Below are 21,800 nucleotides of genomic sequence, written 5' to 3'. Positions count from 1 at the left end.
CACCCCGCTCCGGGCCGCCGTCCGATCACTGGGGATCCGGGAGCCACGCCCTGAGGTGTTGCCGCTCGGTTCACGGGGCGGGCCCGGGTGGTCGCCCGGGCCCGCACGGTGGGGTGATCAGGCTTTCGCCGCGGACCCGCCGGTGGACGGCGCACCGTCCTTGCCGCCCTGGTTCATCATGCCGCCGAGGGCGCTGAGGTTGCTGGCGCCGCCGGTTGCTATGGCCGGTGCGGCCTTGGCGGCGGCGTCGAGCGTCATCTGGGCCATCTTCTGCAGGTGTTCGGTGGCGGTCTTGAGGGCTTCCTGGCCGCGTTCGCCGGCGGCCTTGTCGTTGTTCGCGGCGGCTTCGATGCCCTTGGTAAGCACCTGGGTGACGGTGTTGATGCCGCTCATGTCGCGGAACAGGTTGGCGGTGGCGATGGCCTGCGCCGTCTGGAGGCCGGCCGGGTCGGGCATCGCCACGAGCGGCGTGAACCGCGCCTCGGAGGCGCCCAGGGCGGCCACCTTGGTATCCAGGTTCTGCGCGCGCGAGGCGGTGGAGACCGGGGCGATGTCGGCCGGGGTGATCTGGATCGGCGAGTCCTTCCAGTTCCAGAACCGGGTGAGGTCGATCTTCTCCGCCGAGTTGGCCCGGCCGAGGACGGCCTCGGCGAAGACGCCCTTGGTGGCGATCGCGACCGTGCTGGTCACCGGATTCCCGTAGGCGGTAGCGGTCGCCTTGCGGGCGTTGGTCCACGCCTCGCGCTCCTGCTCGCTGGTGAAGTTCCAGCGGAAGCCGAGGTAGTTTCCGGTCGCGGCGATCGGCTTCGGGTCCAGCACCGTACCGAGTAGGACCGGCGGCGCGGTCGAACCCGCGGGCGCGTAGAAGTAGTTGGCGAGGATGCGGCTGAGGGTCAGCTCGTCGGCGTTGGCCACACGGCCTGGCTGTAGTGGCGGCGGTTGTCGTTCAGGTGGTCCAGGACCACCTGCGACACGTTGCCCCCGCGCACGTGGAAGCCCAGCGAGTCGACGTAGGTGCGGCTGCCGGACTTGATGACCGAGCCGAACATTCCGCAGATTGCCGAGGCGCCGCCCGCGTCCTCGCTCAGGTCGGGCGCGGCGGTGGTGGTCTCCGCGATCCCGAAGTTCGCCACCCCGGAGGTCATCGTCAGGCGCAGCCCGGCGAGGCTGCCGCGGGCGCCGGTGCCGGACCAGGCGCGGTGAGCGCGTCGAGCTTGCGCACGGTGGTGTCGAACGGGTTCGCCGCCCGGATCTTCGCCGCCCAGTCGCCCGGCGCCACCGAGGCGAGGACCTCCTTGTACCGCTGCAGGCTGGAGTAGGTGAAGGTCAGCTCCTGGAGCGGGATGAACAGGCAGCGTTCCAGCTTCGTCGGCCTCGTCGTGACGCTGTAGACCTGCACGACCTCGTAGTACTGGACCGACATCGCGTGCATGTGGTTGTAGTTGGTGACGACCCGGGTCAGGACCTGGTCCTTCTCCGACTGCGAGGTCTCGCGCACCACCGTCATGTTGCGGCTGCGGGCCGCCGTCGCCAGCTGCTGGGTGCGCGCGCTGATGCGCTGCGACGCCTCGTCCGCCACCGTCTTCACCCCGGTCGAGCGGGAGATGGCCGTCGAGAAGCCGCTGTTCTCCGACGCGCTCCAGTTCGCGCCGATCCCGCCGAAGAACGCCGCGAGGCCGATGCTGCCGCCGCCGCTGGAGGACTTGCTGTACTGCCCCGCCGAGGAGTTGCCGTACTGCTCCTCGCGGGCGATCGCGTTGGCGACCCCCGCGCGTGGGCCCGGGGGACTGGTCCGTCAGGGGCGGTCCAGCTCCGGGTAGTAGCCGCGTTGGTACGTCGACAGGCCGGAGGTGCTCAACTCACCCGCACCGCGGCAGATGGCGCAGGCCTTCGTCGTGCGGCAGTCCGCGCACCGGCCCTTCCGGTCGGGACCGGCCCAGCCGGTCCAGTTCGGCGCGCGCTGTCGAAGTCTCGTCCATGTCGGCCCGCTGGCCCCGGAACGTACCACAGGGCCGACCCCCGGATCCGGGCCACGGCGCCGCGGCCCGGCCGCCCGGCCGCCCGACCGATGGAGCGGCACCGCCACCCGCTCCGTCCGTCGGGACCCCGGCGCTCGACCGGAGGCGGGCCGGTCACCCGAGGGTGACCGGCCCGCAGCGCGGCATGCCCGCCGAGGGCCTTACCTGAGCGTCCAGTGCTGGAGCGCCGAGCCGGAGTCCGGCTGCTGGGCCACCGGGGCGCCGTTGGCGGTGGCGGCGGTGGTGAGCAGCAGGCCGCTGTGGACGTTGGTCAGGGTGTACGTGCCGTCGGCGAGGCGGTCGGCCGTCCAGTGCTGGTTGTCGTTGCCGGTGCAGGTCCATTGGATGACGGCGGTACCGGCGGCGGTGGCGCCGCCGTCGTCGTCCGCGCACAGCCGGGACTCGGCGTTGACGAGCTGGTAGGAGCCGTCGGGCTGCCGGGTGAACTGCCAGTCCTGGTTGGCGCCGCCGTTGGGGGCCCAGGTGATCAGCCGGGTGCCGGCGGTGGTGCTGTGGCCGGGGTCGTCGAGGGCCTTGCCGCTCGCGGTCAGGGTGTGGGTGCCGTTGAGGCTGCCGGGGGCGGTGCCGACGGCGGTCATGGTGAGGCGCTGCTGGGCGGCGGTGCGGCCGCCGCCGACGCTGTTGCCGGTGGTGTCGGTCCAGTTGCGCGGGGCGGCGGTCTCGGCGCTGCCGCCGTTGCCGGCCATCAGGCCGATGACCAGCCCGCTGTAGCGGTTGACCAGGCGGTAGCCGCCGCCGGCGGAGGCGTCGGGGAGGACGAACCACTGCTGGCCCACGGCGGCCTTGCCGGTGACGGGGGCGGTGACGGTGGGCTTGGCGCCCCAGGCGCGGCCCGCCGTGGTGGCGGCGTCGACGCCGAGCAGGGCGCCGCTGGCGGCGTTGGTGATCCGGTAGGAGCCGTCGCCGTTGCCGGTGAAGCTCCAGGCCTCCAGCGCGGATCCGGTGGGGGCGGCGGTGGAGGCGGTCGCGGAGCCGCTCGCGGCCTGGGTGAGGACCCGGCCGTCGCCGCTGGCGATGCGGTAGGTCCTGGCCGGATCGAAGGGGGAGGCGGCGGGGGAGGAGGAGTCGACGGTGACGTCGGCGTACTCGCCGTCCGACGTCGCGCAGGCGATGGAGCAGTAGGAGCGGAAGGTCTTGCCGATGACGGTGGTGCTGGTGAGGTTGGCGCTGTCCAGCATCCAGCGGTACCAGGAGCCGGAGGTGTAGCTGCCGGAGTCGCCGGCCAGGTGCCACTGCTGGGTGGCGAGGTCGTCGGTGACGTAGAACTGCTGGGGCGCGGTGCCGGAGACCACCTCGGGCTCGCCGATGTACAGGCCGAGGTAGGCGTCGTAGGAGACGTTCATGATGAACAGCGGCGACTTGGCGGGCAGCACCCCGGCCGCGACCTGCTGGTCGACGCTGCCGCTGTTGGCGGGGTGGTAGTCCTGGGCCGCCGGGGTGTACCCGCTCGGGGCGGCCGTGGTCGCCGGGACCATGTTGCTCTCCAGGCCGCCCGTGCCGGGCTGGGTCCAGGCGCCGTCGTACCACTTCTGCCAGGTGCCGGCCGCCATCTTGCCCGCGATCGGGGCGCGGGCGACGTGCGCCAGCCCGCCGTTGCCGCCGCCGACGCCCGCCTTGGGGACGATCCGCGAGCCGTAGAAGACGTAGAAGTAGCCGGAGGCGGTGTCGACGAACAGCCGCTGGTCGCCGTCGCCGTAGTCGTAGGTCTGCTGGGGGAAGGCCGCGTTGTCGCCGCGGGTGGTGCTGTAGGGGGAGGTGATGGCGTGGCCGGAGATGGTCCAGGTGTGGCCCTGGTCGTGGGAGACGGCGGTGTCGATGGCGTCGTAGTGGAGGCCGTCGCCGAACGGCTGCGGGGTGAACTCGTTGTGCACCAGGCCGCGCCAGTCGCCGGTGTCCGGGTCGACCCAGACTCCGACCAGGTCGCAGTAGTTCGGCTGGGAGTAGCCCGAACCGGCGGGCGCGGAGGTGGCGTTCACGCCGGTGGGGCTGTGGTTGCAGCGCCAGGTGGTGTCGTTGTTCCGGTCGTCGGCGTTGGCGGGGTTGACGGCGTTGTCGAGTCCGGAGTCCGGGGTGGCGGTCTCGAAGTCGCTGCCGGTGTAGAAGTTCCACTGGCGGGAGTCGGTGGCGCCGTAGAGCGAGTGGGACTCCTGGAAGTGGAAGGTGCCGTCCTTGTCGAGGTACGGGGCGGCGGGCGTGTCGTCGGCGTAGTTGTACGGTCCGGTCGAGCCGATGGTGATGGTGTACCCGGCCGGGGCCGGGGCGGGCGTCTTCGCGGGCGCCGCCGACGCTCCGAGGGTGGTGCCGCCGACCAGGGCCATGGTCAGGGCGGTTACCGCGCCGAGCAGTTTTCGTCGAGGAGCTGACACAGTGACTCCTTCTGGTCTCGGGGCCCCGCCGTGGGGGTGGGCCCCGGGTGTACCGGCGCCGTGGGCCGGCGTCGGCGGGTCGGGGTGGGGGTCCCGACCAGCTGGTGGGGTCAGGGCCTGTCTCCTGGGTTTTCGCGGCCCCGGCAAGGACCCAGGAGACAGGCCCCTAGCCGTCCGCCATCCGGAAGTCGTAGTGCGGCGGCACCGGTCGGTCGGGGTGGACGGCGAGCCAGAGGGCGTCCAGGGAGACCTCGCCCTCGCGCATGTTGTCGACCCGGATGCCCTCGGCCAGCAGCCGGCGCACCCGGTCGTCCTCGCCGAGGGCGTGGGCGGCGGTGGCTTCGGCGAGCCGGATCCGGCCGTGGGCGCGGGTCGTCGGGGGCAGGGTCTCGATGAGGGCGAGAGCCTGGTGGGCGCGGTCGGCGGCCAGCAGGGCGTCGAGCACCTCGATGGTCAACTCCCGCAGCTCCGGCTGGAGTCGGTGTGCCTGAGCCATCAGGTCGGCGGCTTCCTGCCGCTCGGCGGTGAGGAAGGCCAGCGCGCGCAGGGCCCAGGGGGTGGGCCGCTCGCCGAGGGAACGCTTGAACGCCTCGCGCGCCGGGTCGGGCTCGCCGTCGGCCAGGCGGAGCAGGCCGAGCTGGTACAGGGCGTGCCAGTCCTCGGCGCACCGCTCCAGCCGGGCGCGCCAGTGGGCGCCGGTGACCGGGGCGGCGGGCGGGTCGCTGACCGGGAGGACGCCGGTGGTGATCAGCTGTCGCCAGGGCTCCTGTTCGGCGCCGGGGGTGCCGAAGGGCAGCAGCGTCGACGCGGGCAGGTCCCCCGCCTCGATCTCCAGGGCCGCCCAGCCGGATCCCTCGGCCAACTGCTCGCCGGGTGCCCCGAACCCGGTGGCGAGCCGGTGGGCCGCGTCCAGTTCGGCCGGCGGGAGGAGCCGGGCCACCGCCGCCCCGGCGGCCTGCCGGGCCTGCTGCCAACCGCCGTGCACGGCGGCCGGATCGGCTTCGAGCAGCCCGTACGCCTCGGTCCACGACCAGGTCGCGCCGCCGGGCATCGGCAGGTGTTCCAACTGGGTGCGGGCCAGGCCGGCCTGGATCTCCAGATAGGCCGCGTCCGGGCCGGAGAGCCACTCCTGCCAGTGGCGGCCGCCCGTCGAGGTGCCCCAGCAGAACAGCTTGCGGCCGCGCAGCCGGTCGGTGGAGGCCTGGACGAGGCCGGTGCCGTGGGCGTCCAGCGCGGCGATCCAGCGGCGTTCGCCGTCGGGCAGGTCGAGGAAGTAGTCGGCGGCGCGGGTGACCCGGCCGGGGTAGCTGCGGTCGGCGCCGTCCAGGTGGGGGAAGCCGACCCGGGTGAGGTCGCTGACGTAGTCGCAGTGGAAGGCGTGGTCCGCCGGGCCGACCACCCGGGTGCCGGCGTCCTGCGGGACGGCGATGTTGGACCACCAGTAGACCGGGGTGGTGTGCGGGGCGGGGTTGTGGAGCTCGACGTGGACGAAGAGCACCGGCGATCCGGCGGGCAGCCAGGTATCCAGGCGCAGCACCACGCGCCGCAGCCGCTCGAAGGCGTACATCCGCAGCACCGGGGTGCCGTCCGGCGCGGCGAGGCGTACGGCGTGCAGCGGTTCGCAGGTCAGCGGCCAGTGCCCGGTGGTGCCGAGGTTCCACTCCACTCCGCCGGCCAGCCAGGCGTCCCGCAGCGCGAGGTTGGCGGGTTGGAGGACGTGGTTGCGGTGCAGCAGCTCCCGGCCGCCGGGCCGGTGGACCAGCGACCACAGCCGCCCGCCGAGCGAGGGCAGGAACGTCGCCGTGAGCTGCTCGTTCTCCAGGACCACACACGGCAGTTCACGCCCGGCGCGGTTGCGGTCGTAGTCCCCCTGCCGGGTGTACGGCAGCAGCGAGGGCGGGGCACCGTACGCCAGGTTCCGGCGCATCTCCTCGTCCACCCCGACGCCGTCGGCGGTGTACGAGGACAGGCCGTGCAGGATCGGCAGCACCCCGGCGGCCGGGTCCGCCGTTCCTTCGATCCGCAGCAGGTCGGTGCGCAGCGTGGAGGTCACTTCCCGATCCCAACCGTCATGCCCTGGATGATCCGCGTCCCCATCCAGGAGAACAGCGCGATCATCGGAGCGAGGATGATGCAGACTCCGGCGAAGGTGGTGCCGTAGTCCAGGCCGTTGAACTGCTGCGAGGCGACGAACTCGGCGAGGGCCACCGGGAGGGTGACCTTGCTCTGGCTGTTCGTCAGCACGATCGCGAAGAGCGTCTCGTTCCAGCCGGTGATGAACTGCAGCAGGAACGCGGTGACCAGCCCGCCGCGGGCGACCGGCAGGACCACCTGGAGGAAGGTGCGCAGCGGCCCGGCGCCGTCCAGGACGGCGGCCTCCTCCAGCACGCGGGGGACGCCGGAGAAGAAGCCGGTCAGCAGGAAGACCGTGAACGGCATGGCCAGGCCGACGTAGACAAGGCCGAGACCGAGGTCGCTGTCGGTGAGGTCGACCTTGGCGAGGCCGACGAACAGCGGCACCACCAGGACCTGGCCGGGCACGCCCAGGCCGAGGGCGAACAGCAGCGACAGCGAGGAGGAGGTGCGCGAGCGGCGCCGGGCCAGCGCGTAGGCGCAGGGCGCGGCGAGGACGATCGCCAGGAGTGAGGAGCAGACGGCGACGAGCACGCTGTTGACGGCGGCCCGGGCGAAGCCGCCCTCGTCCAGCGCGGTGGTGTAGTTGCCGAACCGCAGGGCGTCCGGCAGGGCGAAGTTGTGCTTGAGGATGTCGGGACCGCTGCGCAGCGAGGTGAGGAGGATCCACAGGAGCAGCAGCAGGTTGGCGGCGACGACGGCCCGGACGACCACGGTGCCGATCCGGACCGCCGGCCCCGCCGGTCGGCGTGTGCCGGGCACGGTGGTGGCCTTTCGTAGGAGGGTCATCGGCTCAGTACTCGATCGGTTCGCGGCGCAGCAGCCGGCGGAGCACGACCGTCACCACGGTGACCATCAGCAGGGTGACCACGGCGGCGGCCGTGGCCACACCCAGCCGGGGGATGGTCGCCCGCGGGAACGCCTCGGCGTACACGTACATGGCGGTGTTCCAACTGTCCACCGGGGGGAAGCGGTTGCTGCTGCCGCCGAACAGCAGGATGAGTTCGAAGATCTTCACCGAGCTGACCGTCCAGAGCACCGCGCAGACCGAGATGACGTCCCACGCGCAGGGCAGGGTCACATGGCGGAAGCGCTGGAAGGCGTTCGCGCCGTCGAGTTCGGCGGCCTCGTACAGGTAGTCGGGGATCTGGTCGACGGCGGCCATGATGATCGAGGTGTAGTAGCCGGTGGCCGTCCAGATCACCGTGCCGAGGACCATCGGGAACAGGTTGGTGGTCGACAGCCACTTCGGCGGGGTGGTCACCCCGAGGAACTCCAGCGCCTGGTTGACCGGGCCGGAGGGGGAGAACAGGAAACCGGCCGCGATGCCGAAGACCATGCCGTTGACCAGCGAGGGGAAGAAGAGCACGGACCGGGCGAAGAGCCGGCCCCTCATCTCCCGCAGGACGAGGGTCAGCAGGAAGCTGATCAGGAAGGTGATCGCGCCGCCGACGGCCATCAGCTCCAGCGTGTTGACCAGCGAGGTGCGGAACACCGGGTCCTGGAACAGCTGCTGGTAGTTCCGCAGGCCGCGCCACTGCATGGCGCCCATGCCGTCCCACTTGTAGAGGCTGGTCCACACCGCGTAGCCGACCGGGGCGAGGAACAGCGCCGCATAGGCGAGCAGCGCGGGAGCGGTGAACGGCCAGAACATCCGGCGCTGCTGGCGTTCGTGCGGCCCGGCGCCGCGCGCGCGGCGGGTGGCGCCGGCCCGGATGCCGGGTGTCCGGGGCCGGTGCTGGATCGTGGTCGCCACCGGCTCAGCCCTGGGTCTTCCAGTACGCGACCTGGTCGGCCTTGCACTTGGCGGTGAACTGGGCGGCGGTGGCCCTGCCGTGCCAGAAGTCCAGGAAGTTCTGCTCGAACACCTTGGCCGACCAGTCGCCGGCCACGCCGTCGTACGGCAGGCGGACGGTCGGGGCGTCGAGCGACTTCTGCGCGTCCTCCAGGCCCGCCGGGGCCGGGACGTCGGTGCGCGGGGTCAGGTTGAGCGCGGTGGTCGCCATCCCCGCCACCTGCTTCTTCTGCAGGAAGAACGCGATGAACTTCTCGGCGGCGCCGGCGTTCTCGGCCCGCTTCGGGACGGAGAAGCCGAACAGCGAGACGTCCGGGCTCTTGGCGCCGGGCGGCAGGATCGAGCCGAACTTCCAGCCCGCCGGGATCTGCTGGGCGACCTCGCCGGTGACGTAGCTGCCGTCCATGTAGAAGGCCGCCTTGCCGCCCGCCCAGTTGGTCTCCTGGGCGGGGTACTTGGTGGCGTCGTAGCCGGGGATGAGGTGGCCGCCCTTGACCAGCTGCTCCAGGTCCCGCGCGGCGGTGAGCACCGCCGGGTCGTCCCAGAGGGCACCGGACTTGTCGGCCGAGAGCTTGGCGAAGTCGACGCCGGCGGCGTTCAGCAGGTAGTCGAAGTACAGGCCGTTGGCCCACGGGTCCTCGCCCTCGGAGGCGAGACAGGCCTTGCCCTTGGCCTTGAGCGCGTCGCAGACCCTGAGCAGGCCGGCCCAGTCGGCGGGGGCGCTGGGCATGGCGGCGGCGAGGTCGGGGTCGGCGGCATTGTAGAACATGCCGGTGGTGGCCAGGTAGTAGGGGATCAGGTAGTGGTTCTGGCCGGACGGGTCCTTGGGCAGGACGTCGAGGTACTTGGCCGGGACGACGGCGGAGACCGGGACGTTCTCGCCGGGGACCTGAAGGGACAGCACGGGGGAGAGGTCCAGCGCCTGGCCGGCGGCGGCCACCGAACCGTAGACCACGTCGTTGGACTCGTCCCACAGGTCGGGTGCCTGGTTGGCGGCGATGGCCGGGCCGATCTTCTTGGCGATGTCGCGACCGGTCCAGTTGACGGTGACCTTGACGCCGGTGGCGGCGGTGAAGTCGGCGATCGCGCCCTTGAGCACCTGTGCCTGCGGCTCGTCGGCGCGCCACATCGACCAGTAGGTGAAGCCGCTCCCGCCGTTCCCGCCGCCGGAGCCGCCGCCGCAGGCCGTCAGGCCCGCCACCAGCACGCCCGCCACGGCCGCACCGGCCACCCGCTTGGTCGGCATCGTCGTTCTGCCCATGAGTGTGTCCTCTCCGAGGCGCGGGAGCCGCGCGGGGTTGCCGTCGGCGGGCCCGTCGCACCGGGGCCGTCGACTGGGTCGGAACCGTAGTGCGGATTTGACCGCTAAAACAAGAGGGCGGTGGAAGAAAACCGGGAAGGGGACGGCTCGTTGACGGTTGATCTCCGATGTTTCCGAGCCTTTGCGTGTCGGCGGCTTGACGGGGTGACGAGCCGTGACTACTTTGCGAGCTGCTCTGCTTAACCGGTCAAATACGAGGGAACGCCGATGGTGACGATGCAGGACGTGGCCGAGCGGGCGGGGGTCACCAAGCAGACCGTCTCCAACGTCATCACCGGCCGGGTCGCGGTCCGCCCGACCACGGCCGCCCGGGTGCGGGCGGCGATCGAGGAACTCGGCTACACCCCGAACCTGGTGGCCCGCTCCCTGGCCACCGGCAGCACCAGGACGGTCGGCTTCTTCGTCCCCACCGTGGCGGGCGCGTTCTACGGCGAGATGGTCGAGGAGGTCGAGGACGTCCTGGAAGACGCCGGCTACCACCTGCTGCTCTGCACCACCCGGCTGGACGGCGAACGGGCTCGCCGACACCTGGCCGGGCTGACCAGCCGCTCGGTGGACGCCCTGCTGATCGCCGGTGACCAGGATCTGCTCGGCCACCTCCCGCTGCTCTCCGACGCCCGCTTCCCGGTGGTGCTCTGCGCCTGGGAGACCGAGGCGCCGGACCGCTTCCCGGTGGTCACCATCGACTACGAGCGGGCCGGCTACCTGGCCGGCCGCCACCTGCGCGAACTCGGCCACCGCCGGGTGGCCGTACTGGCCAGCCCGGCCCACACCGCCCGAGTGGCGGGCTTCCGCCGGGCGTTCGCCGCGGACGGCCTCACCGTCCCCGACGACGCCGTCCGCTACGCCACGGCGCCGACCCCGGCGGGCGGCTTCGCCGCGGCCGAAGCGGCCCTCGCCGCCGACCCCGGCCTGACGGCCGTCTTCGCCACCCACGACGTGCTCGCCCTCGGCGCCCTGGAAGCCGCCCGGGCCACCGGCCGCTCGGTGCCGCACGACCTCTCGCTGATCGGCCAGGACATCTCCGAAGTCCTGCTGACCCACCCGGCGCTCACCACCGTGGCCATCCCCACGCGGGAGATGGCCCGGCAGGCCACCGAACTGCTGCTGCGCGCCCTCACCAAGACCGGCACCCCCGCCAACTCGGTGCAGCTGATGCGTCCGGAGCTGATCGTCCGGGGCAGCACCGCACCGCCCGCCGGACCGTGACCGGCGGGGTCCGGACGAAGCGGGGTCCGACCGAAGCGGGCTCCGGGACGAAGGGGCTCCGGGACGAAGGGGCTCCGGAACGCCTACGGGACTCCCGGACTCCCGAACGTACGGACAGGAGCGCTCGGTTGACCCACGCCCCGACCGAACTCTGCTACCGCCGGCCGGCCCATGCAGCGGCAGCACCGGCTGGAGCTCCGCCTGGGCCGCCGCCCTGGCCGCCCGCCTCGGCGACGGCGGACTCGCCCGCCGGGCCCTCCACTCCCTGCTCGCCGAGTACACCGCCCCGACCTGCTCGGCCCGCACCCGCCGGACCTCCTCCGGACCGACGGCAACCTCGGACTCACCGCCGCAGCCGCCACCGAACTGCTGCTGCAGAGCCACAACGGCGTGCCGCGCCCGTTCCCCGCCCTGCCCACCGCCTGGCCCACCGCCTGGCCCGACGGCCGGGCCACCGGACTGCGGGCTCGCGACAGCAGCGTCGACCTCCCCTGGGCCGACAGCCGCCTCACCGGGGCGAGCATCCACGCCACCCGGGCCCGGCGCCTCACCGTGCCGCCGCCGCCCGGCACCGGAGAGCCGACCGTCACCGGCCCGGCCGGGAGGCCGGCCTCCGTCCGCACAACCACCGGTGACACCATGCTGGTTGAGCCGGTGGCCGGAGTGACGTGCCAACTGGCCTTCCCACCACGACGATGACCGGGGTGAGCACATGAACGAGACCAGCTGCCGACGATTCCAGGGCCGGGTCGCGCTGATCACCGGCGCCGCCGGCGGCATCGGCGCCGCGACGGCCCGGCGGCTGGCCGCCGAAGGCGCGGCGGTGATCGTCGTCGACCTCGCCGACGAGGCCGGGCAGCGGGTGGCGGACGAGATCACCCGCGCGGGCGGCCGGGCCGAGTACCGCCACGGCGACGTCACCTCCGCCGCCGTATGGGACGAGTTGGCCGACCACGTCGCCCGCCACCACGGCCGCCTGGACGTGCTGCACAGCAACGCCTACGCGGTGGTGGTGAAACCCGCGCACGAACTGACCGAGGGGGAGTGGGACGGTCAGCTGGCCGTGACCCTCAAGGCCAGCTGGCTCGCCGTGCGCGCCTTCGCCGGCCAACTGACCGACAGTGAGGGCTCGTTGGTGCTCACCTCCTCGGTGCACGCCCTGGTCGGACTGCCCGGCCACCCCGCGTACGCGGCGGCGAAGGGCGCCCTGGGCGCGCTGGGCCGGCAACTGGCCGTCGAGTACGGGCCGCGGATGCGCGTCAACACCGTCCTGCCCGGGCCGATCCTGACGGCCGCCTGGGACCGGGTGGACGAGGCCGGGCGCGCGGCCAGCGTGGCCGAGACCGTCGCCAAGCGGCTGGGCACCCCCGAGGAGGTGGCCGCCGCCGTGGCCTTCCTGGCCTCCTCGGACGCCTCCTACATCACCGGGGCGAGCCTGGTCGTGGACGGCGGCTGGTCCGTCGTCAAGGCCTCGGCCTGAGCCCGTCCCTGCGGGAAACCCCTCAGCTCCCGGCGCGCGCCGACCCGCGGCCGAACAGCCGGCCGACCAGCGAACGCCGGGGCCGGGGCGACGGAGCGAGGTCGTGCTCGTCGGCGGGCAGGCCGAGCTGCTCACGCACCCGGCGGCGGTGGGCACGGATCCGGTGGACGGGTGCGTGCTCGGGGCCCGGGCCGTACGCCACGGCCGGGTGGGGATCCTCGCCGTGCAGCAGCAGGTCGAGTGCGGCCGTCCAGTAGCCGACCGCGGGCTCGAGGTGTCCGGCATCGGCCAGGTAGTCGGCGAGCTGGTCGAACGCGGAGGAGCCGCCGGAGCCACGGGCGTACGCCTCGGCGGCTTCGACGGTCGCCCAGGCCTCCTCGGCGCGGCCCGCGGTGAACAGGTTGAACGCGTACAGCGGCAGCAGCCAGTCCAGCTCGGGCCCGCCCCCGGCCGGAACGCCCTCGCGGCGGGCCGCGGCCACCTCGTCGAGCAGCGCCAGCCCCCGGGGGTAGGCCCCCGCGGCGGTCCAGGACAGCGCCGCATGGCCGAGTGACTCGAGTCGCTCGGCACCGCTCTCGGTGGCGGCGGCTGCCTCACACTCCTCGGCGGACTCCTCGGAGGTGTAGGTCAGCGGGCCGAACAGTCGTCCCACGGTGCTCCTTCAGCTGGCGGTGGGTGTCAGCGGCGCCGGCGCCCGCGGCGGGAGAGCCCCGCCGGCGCCGCCGCGCGGTCGTGCTCGTCGGCGGGCAGGCCCAGCTGCTCGCGGAGCGTCAGCCGCTCCCGCACGACGAAGGTGTACGGGCGCAGCGCCGAGCCCGGCGGCACGGGCTCGTCCGGGTGCGGCAGCGCCAGGACCAGGTCGAGCGCCGCGTCGAGAGCGGCCAGGGCCTGCTCCGGCCGGCCCGCTCGGGCCAGGTGCTCGGCGATGTCCTGGAACTCCTGCCAGTCCCGGGCGTCGGCGGCAAGCCGCTCGGCGGCGCGGAACACCGTTCGCCCCTCCTCGTCCCGCCCGGCCATCAGCAGCGCGTACCCCAGCACCGGCGACGCCGCGTCCCACGGGTCGCCGCTTCGCGCCGCGACATCGCTCAGCAGCTCGATCGCCCGCCCGTACTCACCGGCCGAGGCCCAGTGCGCGCCGGCCTGCGCCAACGACGCCGACTGCTCCTCGCCGCCCTCCCGCGCGGCGGCCCGTTCGAAGGTCCGGGCCTCGGCGGCCCAGTCCCAGTCGGTCTTGCCCACGTTGATCACTGACCGAGTGTCCCATGCGGCACTCGGTCCGCTGGGTCGGCCATCGCAGGCGGTGTGCGGGCCGGGCCACCGACTGCCCTGCGGGCCGGACGCCCACCGGCGCCCACCGGCACCCGTCGCGCGACGCGTGCCGCCCGGCCGCTCCCACACGCCCTTGACGTGCGGTGACCGTCGGGTGGAGCGTCTTGCTGAACTGTGCGACCGCCTAGGTACGGGAGGGCATGGTGACACCATGGTTCGCCAGGTTGGACCCCACGCGAGGGTGGATCCGCTGTTCGTCCAGGCGGCCGTACGGCACGACCGTCCACGCGGGGTGTCCAGCTCCGCCCGGTGCCCCGGGAGGGCACCAGCACAGCGACGACAAGGAGTTCGGTATGGACATCGACGGAGGCCACGGCGCTGGATCGGGCGGTGGCGGTGGCGGTGGCGGTGGCGGCGGCGAGGGTGACGGGCACCCGGGCACCCCGTGGACGCCGCCGTCCGACCCGCCGTCCCCCGACGGGACGACGCCGCCGGGGGACGGGGGCCACCGGAAGTGACGCTCGTACCCGAGCAGGAGGACCGCCCCAGGCCGGGGCGGTCCCACCCCGTCGCCGACGCCTGGGCGCCGGCCTTCGACGCCGTCCCGCGAGCCCTCTTCCTGCCGGACCTGGTGTGGGCGCACGACCTGGCCACCGGGAAGAGCCGTCCCGTCGACCGGACCACCGACGAGGAGAGCTGGCTGGCGGCCGCGGCCGCAGACATCCCGGTCGTCACGCAGTGGGATGACGGCGAGCACCAGGGCGCCGAGCCCGGCAGGGTACCGACCAGCTCGGCCTCGATGCCGTCGCTGGTCGCCACGATGCTGGACGACCTCCAGGCCGAGCCGGGGATGCGGGTGCTGGAGCAGGGCACCGGCACCGGCTGGAACGCCGCCCTGCTCGCCCACCGGCTCGGCGACACGAGCGTGACCACGGTCGAGATCGACCCGGGCGTCGCCTCCCGCGCCCGGACCGCTCTCGAGCGCGTCGGCTACCGCCCGGAGGTCGTGTGCGGTGACGGCGCGTTCGGCCATCCGCCCGGCGCTCCGTACGACCGGATCATCGTCACCTACGGGCTGCGGCGGATCCCGTGGACGTGGATCGAGCAGACCCGCCCCGGCGGTCTGATCCTGGCGCCGTTCGGCACCCACTACTCCAACGCCGACGCCCTGCTGCGCCTCACGGTGCACGGTGACGGCACCGCGTCCGGGCCGTTCCTCCAGTCGGTGGAGTTCATGAAGATGCGCTCCCAACGGCTGCGGTGGCCACAGAACCCACCGGACGGCGGCACCGTCGCCGAGGCCACCACCCGCACCGTTCTGCCGCCGCACGGAAAGTTCGACCCGTTCCCGCTCGCCGCGGGTCTGCGCCTGCTGGACATCGTCCACGCCGTCCAGCCCCACCCGGACGGCGCGCGGACACTGTGGCTCTACTCCCTCACCGTCCCGGCCTGGGCCGCCGCGACCTTCCGCGACGGCGAGGACGTCCACCCGGTCCGCCAGTACGGCGGCCGCCGGCTGTGGGACGACTTCGAGGAGACCCTCACCTGGTGGCGGCGGGCGGGCGAGCCCGGCGTCGACCGGCTCGGACTCACCGTCACGTCCCAGGGCTGGCAGGCTTGGCTGGACGACCCCGCCCAGCCGATCTGACCGGTCTCGAGGGCTTGAAGCTCGGGACGACCTGCCGGGCCTGCCGGATCCCGGTGTGCGGTGTCGCGTTCGTGGCGCGACCGGGGAGGCCCGAGTGGAACTCAGTCGTCGTCCCGCTGAGGCAGTACACGGCTCGGAAGTGGCCGGCTCCAGGTACCGAGGCGGTCGATGAGGATCCGACGGGCCAGAGCCCGGATCTCGTCCCAGGCGGGGTCGACGTGCACGGCGTCTTCCCAGCGGCCGACGTGACCGCGGTGGGCCACCTCGCCGCACAGCCGGCCGATCGTCCTGAGGTCCTGGAGCGCTGCGGGTTCGAGGGTTCCCCGGTCCGACATTCCTTCGGCGAGATGAAGGCTGAACTCGATTTCTTCGGCGACCGCGGCAGCCCGCACCCGGTGTTTGCCGGACCAGGTGATCTGGTCCGGGGTGTCGGCGGCGAGGAAGGCCAGCAACGGCGCGATCCAACGCTCCCAGTAGTCGCTGTCAGGGCTCATACGGGCAGGATGGCAGTGAAATCCTCCAGCGCCTACCGCAGCCCGCCCCGCAAGACCCCGCCAAGGAGGCTGACCCCTCCGGCGGTTCCGGCGGTTCCGGCGTCGTTCGGACGGATCCCCCTTGCCGGCCGCGCTCAGGCGGGCAGGCCGATCGGGCGGTCCCGGTTGCGGCGTTGCTGGGTGACGACGACGGCGACCAGCAGGGTGGCCTGGGCGATGTTCTGCCAGAAGGAGTTGGGTCGGGGTCGTGGGCGGCGGCCCGGATGACGGGCCGGACGTGCTCACCGAAGCGCTGGTCCAGCACGGCCCGCAGGAGCGCGGCCTTGTCGGGGAAACGGCGGAACAGCGTGGCGGCCCCCGGCCCGGCCCAGCGCGCCACCTCGTCGAGGTGGGCGTCGGGGCCCTGTTCGGCGAAGACCTCCCGGCCAGCCCGGATGATCTTCTCCGCGTTGCGGGCGGCGTCGGCGCGCAGCAGCCGGGGAGCGTCGGGGACCATCCCGGCAGCCTACCCAAGGACAGGCGGACCGCCGCCGGGCCGGCCTCCCGGCCGGTAGCCGCAACCGGTCCCTGGAGCGCGCGCTCCGTCAGGTCGTGCCGTCCCCAGGCGCCCCGTACTCGCGGTGCACGTCCAGGTAGGGCAGTCGCACCCGCTCCCGCCAGTCCGCCACCTGCTCGTGCGCCGCCGGCCGCACCGCTGCCGCCTCGGCCGCGTCCTCGACCCAGCCGTACGGGTACGGGCTGCCCAGGGCCACCGCCGTCGCGGCCAGGTAGCGGGCCATCGCCGCGTCGTCCGATACGGACTGGGTCTCGACCTCGCCCCGGTCGACCGTGATGCCGATCTCCCAACTCCCGTCCGCCGCCCGCTGCGCGCCCCAGCCCCGCGCCCAGCGCACCTGCTCCGCCGTGACCTCGCCGCCGGGCCTGGGGTCCAGCCCCGCGTCACGCAGCGCGGGGACCACGGCGGCCGGGGAGTCCCAGGGGATCGGCAGCCCGGCGCTCACCGCCACGCCGAGTACCGTGCGGCACGGGTAGGGCGTGCGGCAGCACGCGCAGCTCGGCTGCCGCGGGTCGTGGCCACGGCCCGCGGCCCGGGCGGGCTCGTGCAGCTGCACCACGGCACCGAGCAGGTACTGGTGCCGGCCGACCGGCTGCCCGGCCTCCTTCATGTCCCGCAGGAAGAGCTGCAGCAGCCGGTGGAAGAGTCGGCCGGACTCGTAGCTGCCCACCGGCGGCACCGGCACCTGGACCACACCGTCACTGCCCTGTTCGTCAAGACCCATGCGGGCGAGCCTAGAGCCTGCGCGCTGGTGACCTGGTGGCGGCGGGCGGTATCACGGCTCGACGGCGGGCCCGCCGCCGAGGGTGGCGGGCCCGCCGTGGGACGGAGCCGGGGCGCGGATCAGCCGGTGACCTGGACGGCCGCGCTCTGACCGGCGGCGACGGTGACCGTCGCGTAGGTGTAGGTGGTGCCGTCGACGGTCACGGTCCGGACCGGCCGGGCGGCGCCGTTGACGGTGATGCCGGTGTGGCTGCCGGGGAACCGGGCCGTCCAGCTGAGGCTGCCGGTGGCGGAGGTGTTGGTGAGGGTGGACTTGGCGGTGCCGTCGTGGCGCAGGGTCACCGTGCTGCCGCCGACCGGGACGGAGGTGAGCTGGAGCCAGCCGATGTCGCCCGGGAGCCGGGAGGTGGTGGTGAGCGATGTGGCGCCGGCGTCGGGCTGGACGCCCATCAGGCCCTGGACGGTCTGGCCGAGGAGCGTGTAGGAGATCTCGGGGTAGTCGGCGTTGAGGAAGCCGCCGTGCGAGGCGTTGACGTTGGCGTAGACGTACTGCATCCACTTCCAGCCGGTGGCGCCCCGGTCGTGGCCGAAGAAGACGTCGGGCAGGTAGGTGTCGGCTTCGAGGTTGCCCGGTGCGCCGGGGCCGGAGGCCTGGGCGTCGATGAAGTCGAGGTAGGCGTCCTGCCGGGGGCCCGGGTCCATGATGCCCTTGAGCGGCATGAACCAGGAGTTCTCCTTGCCCCAGTCCGTGTAGGCGGTGCCGTTGACGTCGTAGGCGCGGACCACCTTGGCGGGGTCGGCCGGGTCGACGCTCCAGGTCGTGTTGTAGTAGCTCTTCAGCTTCGCCGCGGCGTCGGCGTACGCGCGGGCGTGGCCGGTGTCGCCCTTGGCGCCGGCCAGGGCGGCGGCGGCCAGGTACGCCTGGTACTGGGAGCCGATGGCGTCGCCGGATTCGGCGAGGGTGGCGCCGTTCTCGTTGTAGCTGGCCACGCCCTGGAAGATGTCGCCGCTGGTGGCCTGGGCGACGGGCGTTGCGCCGTTGTCGATCGGGCCTGTGTGCCCGCTGATGTACGGGCCGACGGTGTTGGCGACGAAGGTGGACAGGGCCGGGTCGTGGAGGTAGTCGGGGTCGCCGGTCCAGGTGTAGGCGTCGTTGACCTTCTGGGCGAGTTCGAAGGCGGCGGGCAGCTCGCGGACGAAGGAGGCCGGGCCGTTGTAGTCGATCGCGCCGGGCGTCTTGGCGTCGAAGTTGACGGACCAGTACGGGTCGTAGCCCTGGTCGGGGGTGGCCGAGGCGGCGAAGGAGCGCAGCATGGTCTTGTTGGCGGCGTCGAGGCCGAGCAGGTGCGCGCCGACCAGCTGGTGGGCGAAGTCCCGGGAGTAGTAGTAGGGGCGGAACGGGTAGCCGGCCCAGACGGTGTTGGAGTAGACGGCCCGCTGGGTGGCGTCGCCGTTGACCGGGCCGCTGAGGCCGGGCTGGGTGGCGAAGGAGTTGGCCTTGGCTTTGGCCCAGTCGAACAGCGCGGTGACCGTCGGGTTGGAGGAGCTGACCTGCGGGTCGTTGGGCGCGGACGGCGTGACGGTGACGTCGTCGGCGTTGACCCAGCCGTCGGGGGCGGAGCCGATCGCCAGGGTGACGGTGTCACCGGCGTTCACCCGGACGCGCGGCACGGTGTACAGGGCGTAGGTGGTCTGGGCCGGGAGGGTCAGCGAGCCGGCGGTGCTGCCGTTGACCTGGACGGTGAGCGTGCCGCCGGCGGCGCCGGAGGCGATCCAGGCGCTGACGTCGTAACTGCCGCCCTGCGGCGCGGTGCTGCTCTGGCTGACCCGGTACCCGGTGCCGGCGTCGAGGTAGGCCAGGCCGGAGCCGCTGTGCGGGTTGTTGGTGGCGGTGCCGGTGTGGGCGGTGAACGTCCAGCTGCCGGAGCCCTGTTCGAAGCCGGGGTCGGCGAAGGCCAGCGGGTCGGCGCGGGTGAGCAGCCACTTCTGGTTGGCTCCGCCGTGGCAGGTGTACTGCTGGATCCGGAGGTCGGGGGCCGGGGAGCTGCCGGGCAGGTCGAGGCAGAGCGCGCTGTTCTGCGGGTGGATGACGGTGGCGCCGTCGGGTGTGCTGGTGAGGGTGAACCGCTCGTTGGCGCCGCCGTCGCAGGCGTACTCGATGATCGGGGTGCCGGAGGTGGTGGCTCCGCCCCGGACGTTCAGGCAGGTGTTCGCGGCGCGGTTGGTGATGGTGTAGCCGCCCCCGCCGTCGGCGGTGAGCTGCCAGCGCTGGTCCAGCAGGCCCTGGCAGGGCTGCTGGACGACCGGCGTGAGGTCGGCGGTGCCGGCCCACCGGCCGCCGAGGCACTGGCCGGTGGCTCCGGACGCGAGGGTGTAGCTGCTGCCGGAGACGACGGGTGTGCCGGTCGCGGCGTGGGCCGCGGTGGCGGGTAAGAGGCCGAGGGCGCTCGCGGCCAGTGATATCAGCCCCAGGTGGGCGTGGACGCGGCGGCTCGAGAGGTGGGGCATGGGTCCTCCGACATCGTCGTTGGGGGATGTGCTCCCCGGCGGCCTCAGGACGGCGGCCGCCGGTCGTGGTGGGGGCCGGTCGTGCCGCGCACGACGACCTCGGGTTGGAACATCAGCTCGCCGACCGGCACTTGGCGCCCGGCGAGCAGCCCGACCAGGCCACGGGCGACCTCGGCCGCCAGTCGGTCGACGGGCTGGCGCACGGTGGTCAGCGGCGGGTCGGTGAACTCCATCAGCGGGCCGTCGTCGTAGCCGATCACCGAGACGTCCCCGGGGACGGCGAGGCCCTGGCGACGGGCGGCGCGGATCGCCCCGAGGGCCATCTGGTCGCTGCAGGCGATCACCGCGGTGGCGCCCTGGTCCAGCAGCTGCTCGGCCGCGAACCGGCCGCCCTCCACCGAATAGGTCTGACGCACGACCAGCCCCTCGGGGTCGAGGCCGACGGCCGCCATCGCGGCGCGGTAGCCCTTGACCCGCCGGTCGGCCGGCCGGTTCCCGACCGGGCCGGCGGCCATCCCGATCCGGCGGTGCCCGAGTTGGTGCAGATGGCGCACGGAGAGCTCGGCGGCGTACCCGTCGTCGGTCGAGTACGCGACCGAACTGCCCTCCTCGAAACGCCCGTTGATGCACACGTACGGGACGGCCCGGCTCTCCAGCAGCGGCACCAGCTCGGGGTCGACGGCGTCCAGGGTGTTGCTGGCGGAGCAGAACACGATGCCGCTGGCGCCGAGGTCCAGCAGCGACTTGAGGAAGTCCCGCTCCTGGACACCGCCCGGCAGGGCGGGACAGACGACGGCCCGCAGACCGTGGGGGGCAAGGGCCAGACCGATCCTCTCGGCCAGCACGCCGAAGATCGGGATCGACAGACCGGGGGTGATCACCCCGATGACGCCGCCACCGGTGGCGCTGCGCTCGTACCCGAGCTCCTCCAGCACCCGCTCGACCGCCTGACGGGTCTTCGGCGAGACGCCCGTCCTGCGGTTGAGGACCCGGCTGACGGTCGCCACGCTCACCCCCGCGCGCTCGGCCACCTCGACGATCCCGACCTTCTCGTGCTCCATTGCCGTCCCCACCTCGTGCTCTTCGCCGGCTCCCGACTCGGCGGCAACCATGTCAGTCCGGCGTCCTCCGCCGGCCGGTACCGGCCGCCGGGAGGGACGGCGAGGAAGCGCAGGCCGGGGCTTCCTCGCTTCGAGACGTACGCCCGCACCGAGGAGCAGGGCGCGCGGGTGTCCCAGCGGTGGAATGTAGCGAGCCCCGTCGGATCTGAACAGGAGTTTCACTCGGTTTTCGTCATGCAGAGCGAAAATATGACGGAGCGTCGGAGCGTTGACGCGTGATGGATCCCGTCTGATTCTGTCGCCATCGGGGCGAGCCCCGTCGGCGAACCGCATCCCGCCGCCCCTGGACGCTGTGACCGCATGATCTCGCCGAGTTGGCGGAGCACCCCGCAGCGCCCCAGGCCGATGACCGCAGCGGCCCTTCGCCGGCTCGCGCCAGGAGCGGCGGCCCGCGACGACGCCGGAGCCTGCCGAGGAGCGATGTGCTGGAGCCGGCTGCGGACGACCGGCCGGCGGCCTTCACCAGCCGTACCGGTCCCCTTCGAGGGCTACGACACGGCGGTAGCGAGGCCAACTGCCACACCGTCAGGCCGGCCCCAGGGCTCAGCGAACCTACCCTTCCCAGGTGTGCTCGCAGTGGTGCACTCTGCCGTCTTCGACCCACCAGTGGCGATGGCGGGTATGCAGCGCCCAGGCTTCACCCGTCCGCTGGAGGGCCTCGGCCGTCCAGTCCCGGAGTGCGGGGAGTGCGTGCTCACGCAGCACCTCACGGGCCCGGGCTCGTTCGTGGCTGGGGAGCGCGCCGACGCTGACCTGCACCTTCCCCCACCAGTCGGGGAGTTCACCGTAGGCGTAGTTCGAGCGAGTCATGGGGTGCCAGATGGCGGACAGCAGTATCTCGCTCTCCGAGATGTGTTCGTGGAACGAAAGGTCGACGGCATCCATCAGCGCGTCGCCGAGGGCGGTGCGGATGTCGGTCGGCGTGAGCGGCCACGACATGTTCCGGGGCAGGTGGCGGTTACGGGCAGGCATGGGACGAGCTTGGCAGGCGCCATGATCGCGGCGCACGCGGTTTTCGGCCGTCCTCGGCCTCCTGTGTGAGGCCCGGCTCGGCCATCCGCTGCCGCGGGAGCGCGCCCTCTGGCCAGGCCCTGCCGGCCACGGCTTCGCCCCGGCCCTGGCCTGGAGCCGGGGACCG

The 21,800-nt window shown here is 73.1% G+C and carries 21 protein-coding genes; 5 read left to right on the top strand and 16 right to left on the bottom strand.

The window, feature by feature from the left end:
* Positions 1-117: 117 nt before the first annotated feature.
* From ACZ3YL_RS05355 to ACZ3YL_RS05345, 3 genes are read right to left on the bottom strand one after another with little or no spacing between them, the layout of a single operon-like run.
* Positions 118-915: a hypothetical protein gene (locus ACZ3YL_RS05355; protein WP_465655564.1), complete on the bottom strand. Its 798-nt coding sequence runs from the start codon at positions 913-915 to the stop codon at positions 118-120.
* On the bottom strand, positions 894-1,133 hold the full coding sequence (locus ACZ3YL_RS05350; RefSeq protein ID WP_465655562.1) for a hypothetical protein: 240 nt from the start codon (positions 1,131-1,133) through the stop codon (positions 894-896). The genes ACZ3YL_RS05355 and ACZ3YL_RS05350 overlap by 22 nt, the downstream gene beginning before the upstream one ends.
* Before the next feature lie 14 nt (positions 1,134-1,147).
* Positions 1,148-1,579 carry a hypothetical protein gene (locus ACZ3YL_RS05345; RefSeq protein WP_465655560.1) on the bottom strand — a complete coding sequence of 144 codons (432 nt, stop codon included), beginning with the start codon at positions 1,577-1,579 and terminating at the stop codon, positions 1,148-1,150.
* On the opposite strand from ACZ3YL_RS05345, the gene ACZ3YL_RS05340 reads away from it, so the two are divergent.
* Positions 1,554-1,820 carry a hypothetical protein gene (locus ACZ3YL_RS05340; RefSeq protein WP_465655558.1) on the top strand — a complete coding sequence of 89 codons (267 nt, stop codon included), beginning with the start codon at positions 1,554-1,556 and terminating at the stop codon, positions 1,818-1,820. The two genes, ACZ3YL_RS05345 and ACZ3YL_RS05340, sit on opposite strands and share 26 nt — an antisense overlap.
* Positions 1,821-2,179: 359 nt before the next feature.
* Here the strand turns inward: ACZ3YL_RS05340 and ACZ3YL_RS05335 are convergent, their stop codons facing one another.
* The 5 genes from ACZ3YL_RS05335 to ACZ3YL_RS05315 all read right to left on the bottom strand — a co-directional run bounded on the left by ACZ3YL_RS05335 (position 2,180) and on the right by ACZ3YL_RS05315 (position 9,594).
* Complete coding sequence (locus ACZ3YL_RS05335; RefSeq protein ID WP_465655556.1) at positions 2,180-4,405, bottom strand: RICIN domain-containing protein; 2,226 nt, start codon at positions 4,403-4,405, stop codon at positions 2,180-2,182.
* Positions 4,406-4,571: 166 nt separating this feature from the next.
* A complete protein-coding gene (locus ACZ3YL_RS05330) occupies positions 4,572-6,458 on the bottom strand; it encodes a DUF5107 domain-containing protein (RefSeq protein ID WP_465655554.1) in 1,887 nt (628 codons plus the stop codon).
* A complete protein-coding gene (locus ACZ3YL_RS05325) occupies positions 6,455-7,327 on the bottom strand; it encodes a carbohydrate ABC transporter permease (protein WP_465655553.1) in 873 nt (290 codons plus the stop codon). The genes ACZ3YL_RS05330 and ACZ3YL_RS05325 overlap by 4 nt, the downstream gene beginning before the upstream one ends.
* A gap of 4 nt (positions 7,328-7,331) precedes the next feature.
* Positions 7,332-8,294 carry a carbohydrate ABC transporter permease gene (locus ACZ3YL_RS05320; RefSeq protein WP_317621480.1) on the bottom strand — a complete coding sequence of 321 codons (963 nt, stop codon included), beginning with the start codon at positions 8,292-8,294 and terminating at the stop codon, positions 7,332-7,334.
* A gap of 4 nt (positions 8,295-8,298) precedes the next feature.
* Complete coding sequence (locus ACZ3YL_RS05315) at positions 8,299-9,594, bottom strand: ABC transporter substrate-binding protein (RefSeq protein ID WP_188309497.1); 1,296 nt, start codon at positions 9,592-9,594, stop codon at positions 8,299-8,301.
* Positions 9,595-9,861: 267 nt separating this feature from the next.
* Here ACZ3YL_RS05315 and ACZ3YL_RS05310 point away from each other — a divergent pair, with 267 nt between their 5' ends.
* The 3 genes from ACZ3YL_RS05310 to ACZ3YL_RS05300 all read left to right on the top strand — a co-directional run bounded on the left by ACZ3YL_RS05310 (position 9,862) and on the right by ACZ3YL_RS05300 (position 12,343).
* On the top strand, positions 9,862-10,863 hold the full coding sequence (locus ACZ3YL_RS05310) for a LacI family DNA-binding transcriptional regulator (RefSeq protein WP_188309498.1): 1,002 nt from the start codon (positions 9,862-9,864) through the stop codon (positions 10,861-10,863).
* A 171-nt stretch (positions 10,864-11,034) separates the two neighbouring features.
* Positions 11,035-11,562, top strand: a complete 528-nt coding sequence (locus ACZ3YL_RS05305) for a glycoside hydrolase family 95-like protein (protein WP_465655549.1) — start codon at positions 11,035-11,037, stop codon at positions 11,560-11,562.
* A 13-nt stretch (positions 11,563-11,575) separates the two neighbouring features.
* Positions 11,576-12,343, top strand: a complete 768-nt coding sequence (locus ACZ3YL_RS05300; protein WP_465655547.1) for an SDR family NAD(P)-dependent oxidoreductase — start codon at positions 11,576-11,578, stop codon at positions 12,341-12,343.
* Between the two features lie 22 nt (positions 12,344-12,365).
* On the opposite strand, the gene ACZ3YL_RS05295 is transcribed toward ACZ3YL_RS05300, so the two are convergent.
* On the bottom strand, positions 12,366-12,995 hold the full coding sequence (locus tag ACZ3YL_RS05295; protein ID WP_465655546.1) for a hypothetical protein: 630 nt from the start codon (positions 12,993-12,995) through the stop codon (positions 12,366-12,368).
* A 26-nt stretch (positions 12,996-13,021) separates the two neighbouring features.
* Positions 13,022-13,591, bottom strand: a complete 570-nt coding sequence (locus ACZ3YL_RS05290) for a hypothetical protein (protein ID WP_465655544.1) — start codon at positions 13,589-13,591, stop codon at positions 13,022-13,024.
* A 535-nt stretch (positions 13,592-14,126) separates the two neighbouring features.
* Between ACZ3YL_RS05290 and ACZ3YL_RS05285 the strand changes: the two genes are divergently transcribed.
* Positions 14,127-15,260, top strand: coding sequence for a methyltransferase domain-containing protein (locus ACZ3YL_RS05285; protein ID WP_465655543.1), 1,134 nt, complete (start codon positions 14,127-14,129; stop codon positions 15,258-15,260).
* Between the two features lie 101 nt (positions 15,261-15,361).
* On the opposite strand, the gene ACZ3YL_RS05280 is transcribed toward ACZ3YL_RS05285, so the two are convergent.
* The 6 genes from ACZ3YL_RS05280 to ACZ3YL_RS05255 all read right to left on the bottom strand — a co-directional run bounded on the left by ACZ3YL_RS05280 (position 15,362) and on the right by ACZ3YL_RS05255 (position 21,634).
* Positions 15,362-15,754: a hypothetical protein gene (locus ACZ3YL_RS05280; RefSeq protein WP_188309502.1), complete on the bottom strand. Its 393-nt coding sequence runs from the start codon at positions 15,752-15,754 to the stop codon at positions 15,362-15,364.
* Complete coding sequence (locus tag ACZ3YL_RS05275) at positions 15,744-16,250, bottom strand: TetR/AcrR family transcriptional regulator (RefSeq protein WP_465655541.1); 507 nt, start codon at positions 16,248-16,250, stop codon at positions 15,744-15,746. The genes ACZ3YL_RS05280 and ACZ3YL_RS05275 overlap by 11 nt, the downstream gene beginning before the upstream one ends.
* A gap of 88 nt (positions 16,251-16,338) precedes the next feature.
* Positions 16,339-17,034 (bottom strand): hypothetical protein, encoded by a 696-nt coding sequence (locus tag ACZ3YL_RS05270; RefSeq protein WP_465655539.1) that lies wholly within the window; start codon positions 17,032-17,034, stop codon positions 16,339-16,341.
* Between the two features lie 119 nt (positions 17,035-17,153).
* A complete protein-coding gene (locus tag ACZ3YL_RS05265; protein ID WP_465655537.1) occupies positions 17,154-19,541 on the bottom strand; it encodes an RICIN domain-containing protein in 2,388 nt (795 codons plus the stop codon).
* Between the two features lie 44 nt (positions 19,542-19,585).
* On the bottom strand, positions 19,586-20,602 hold the full coding sequence (locus tag ACZ3YL_RS05260; RefSeq protein ID WP_465655536.1) for a LacI family DNA-binding transcriptional regulator: 1,017 nt from the start codon (positions 20,600-20,602) through the stop codon (positions 19,586-19,588).
* A 612-nt stretch (positions 20,603-21,214) separates the two neighbouring features.
* On the bottom strand, positions 21,215-21,634 hold the full coding sequence (locus ACZ3YL_RS05255; RefSeq protein WP_465655534.1) for a hypothetical protein: 420 nt from the start codon (positions 21,632-21,634) through the stop codon (positions 21,215-21,217).
* Positions 21,635-21,800 lie beyond the last annotated feature (166 nt).

This window comes from Kitasatospora sp. NPDC023176 (assembly GCF_055560495.1).
This window is presented reverse-complemented; position numbering and strand designations above follow the sequence as displayed.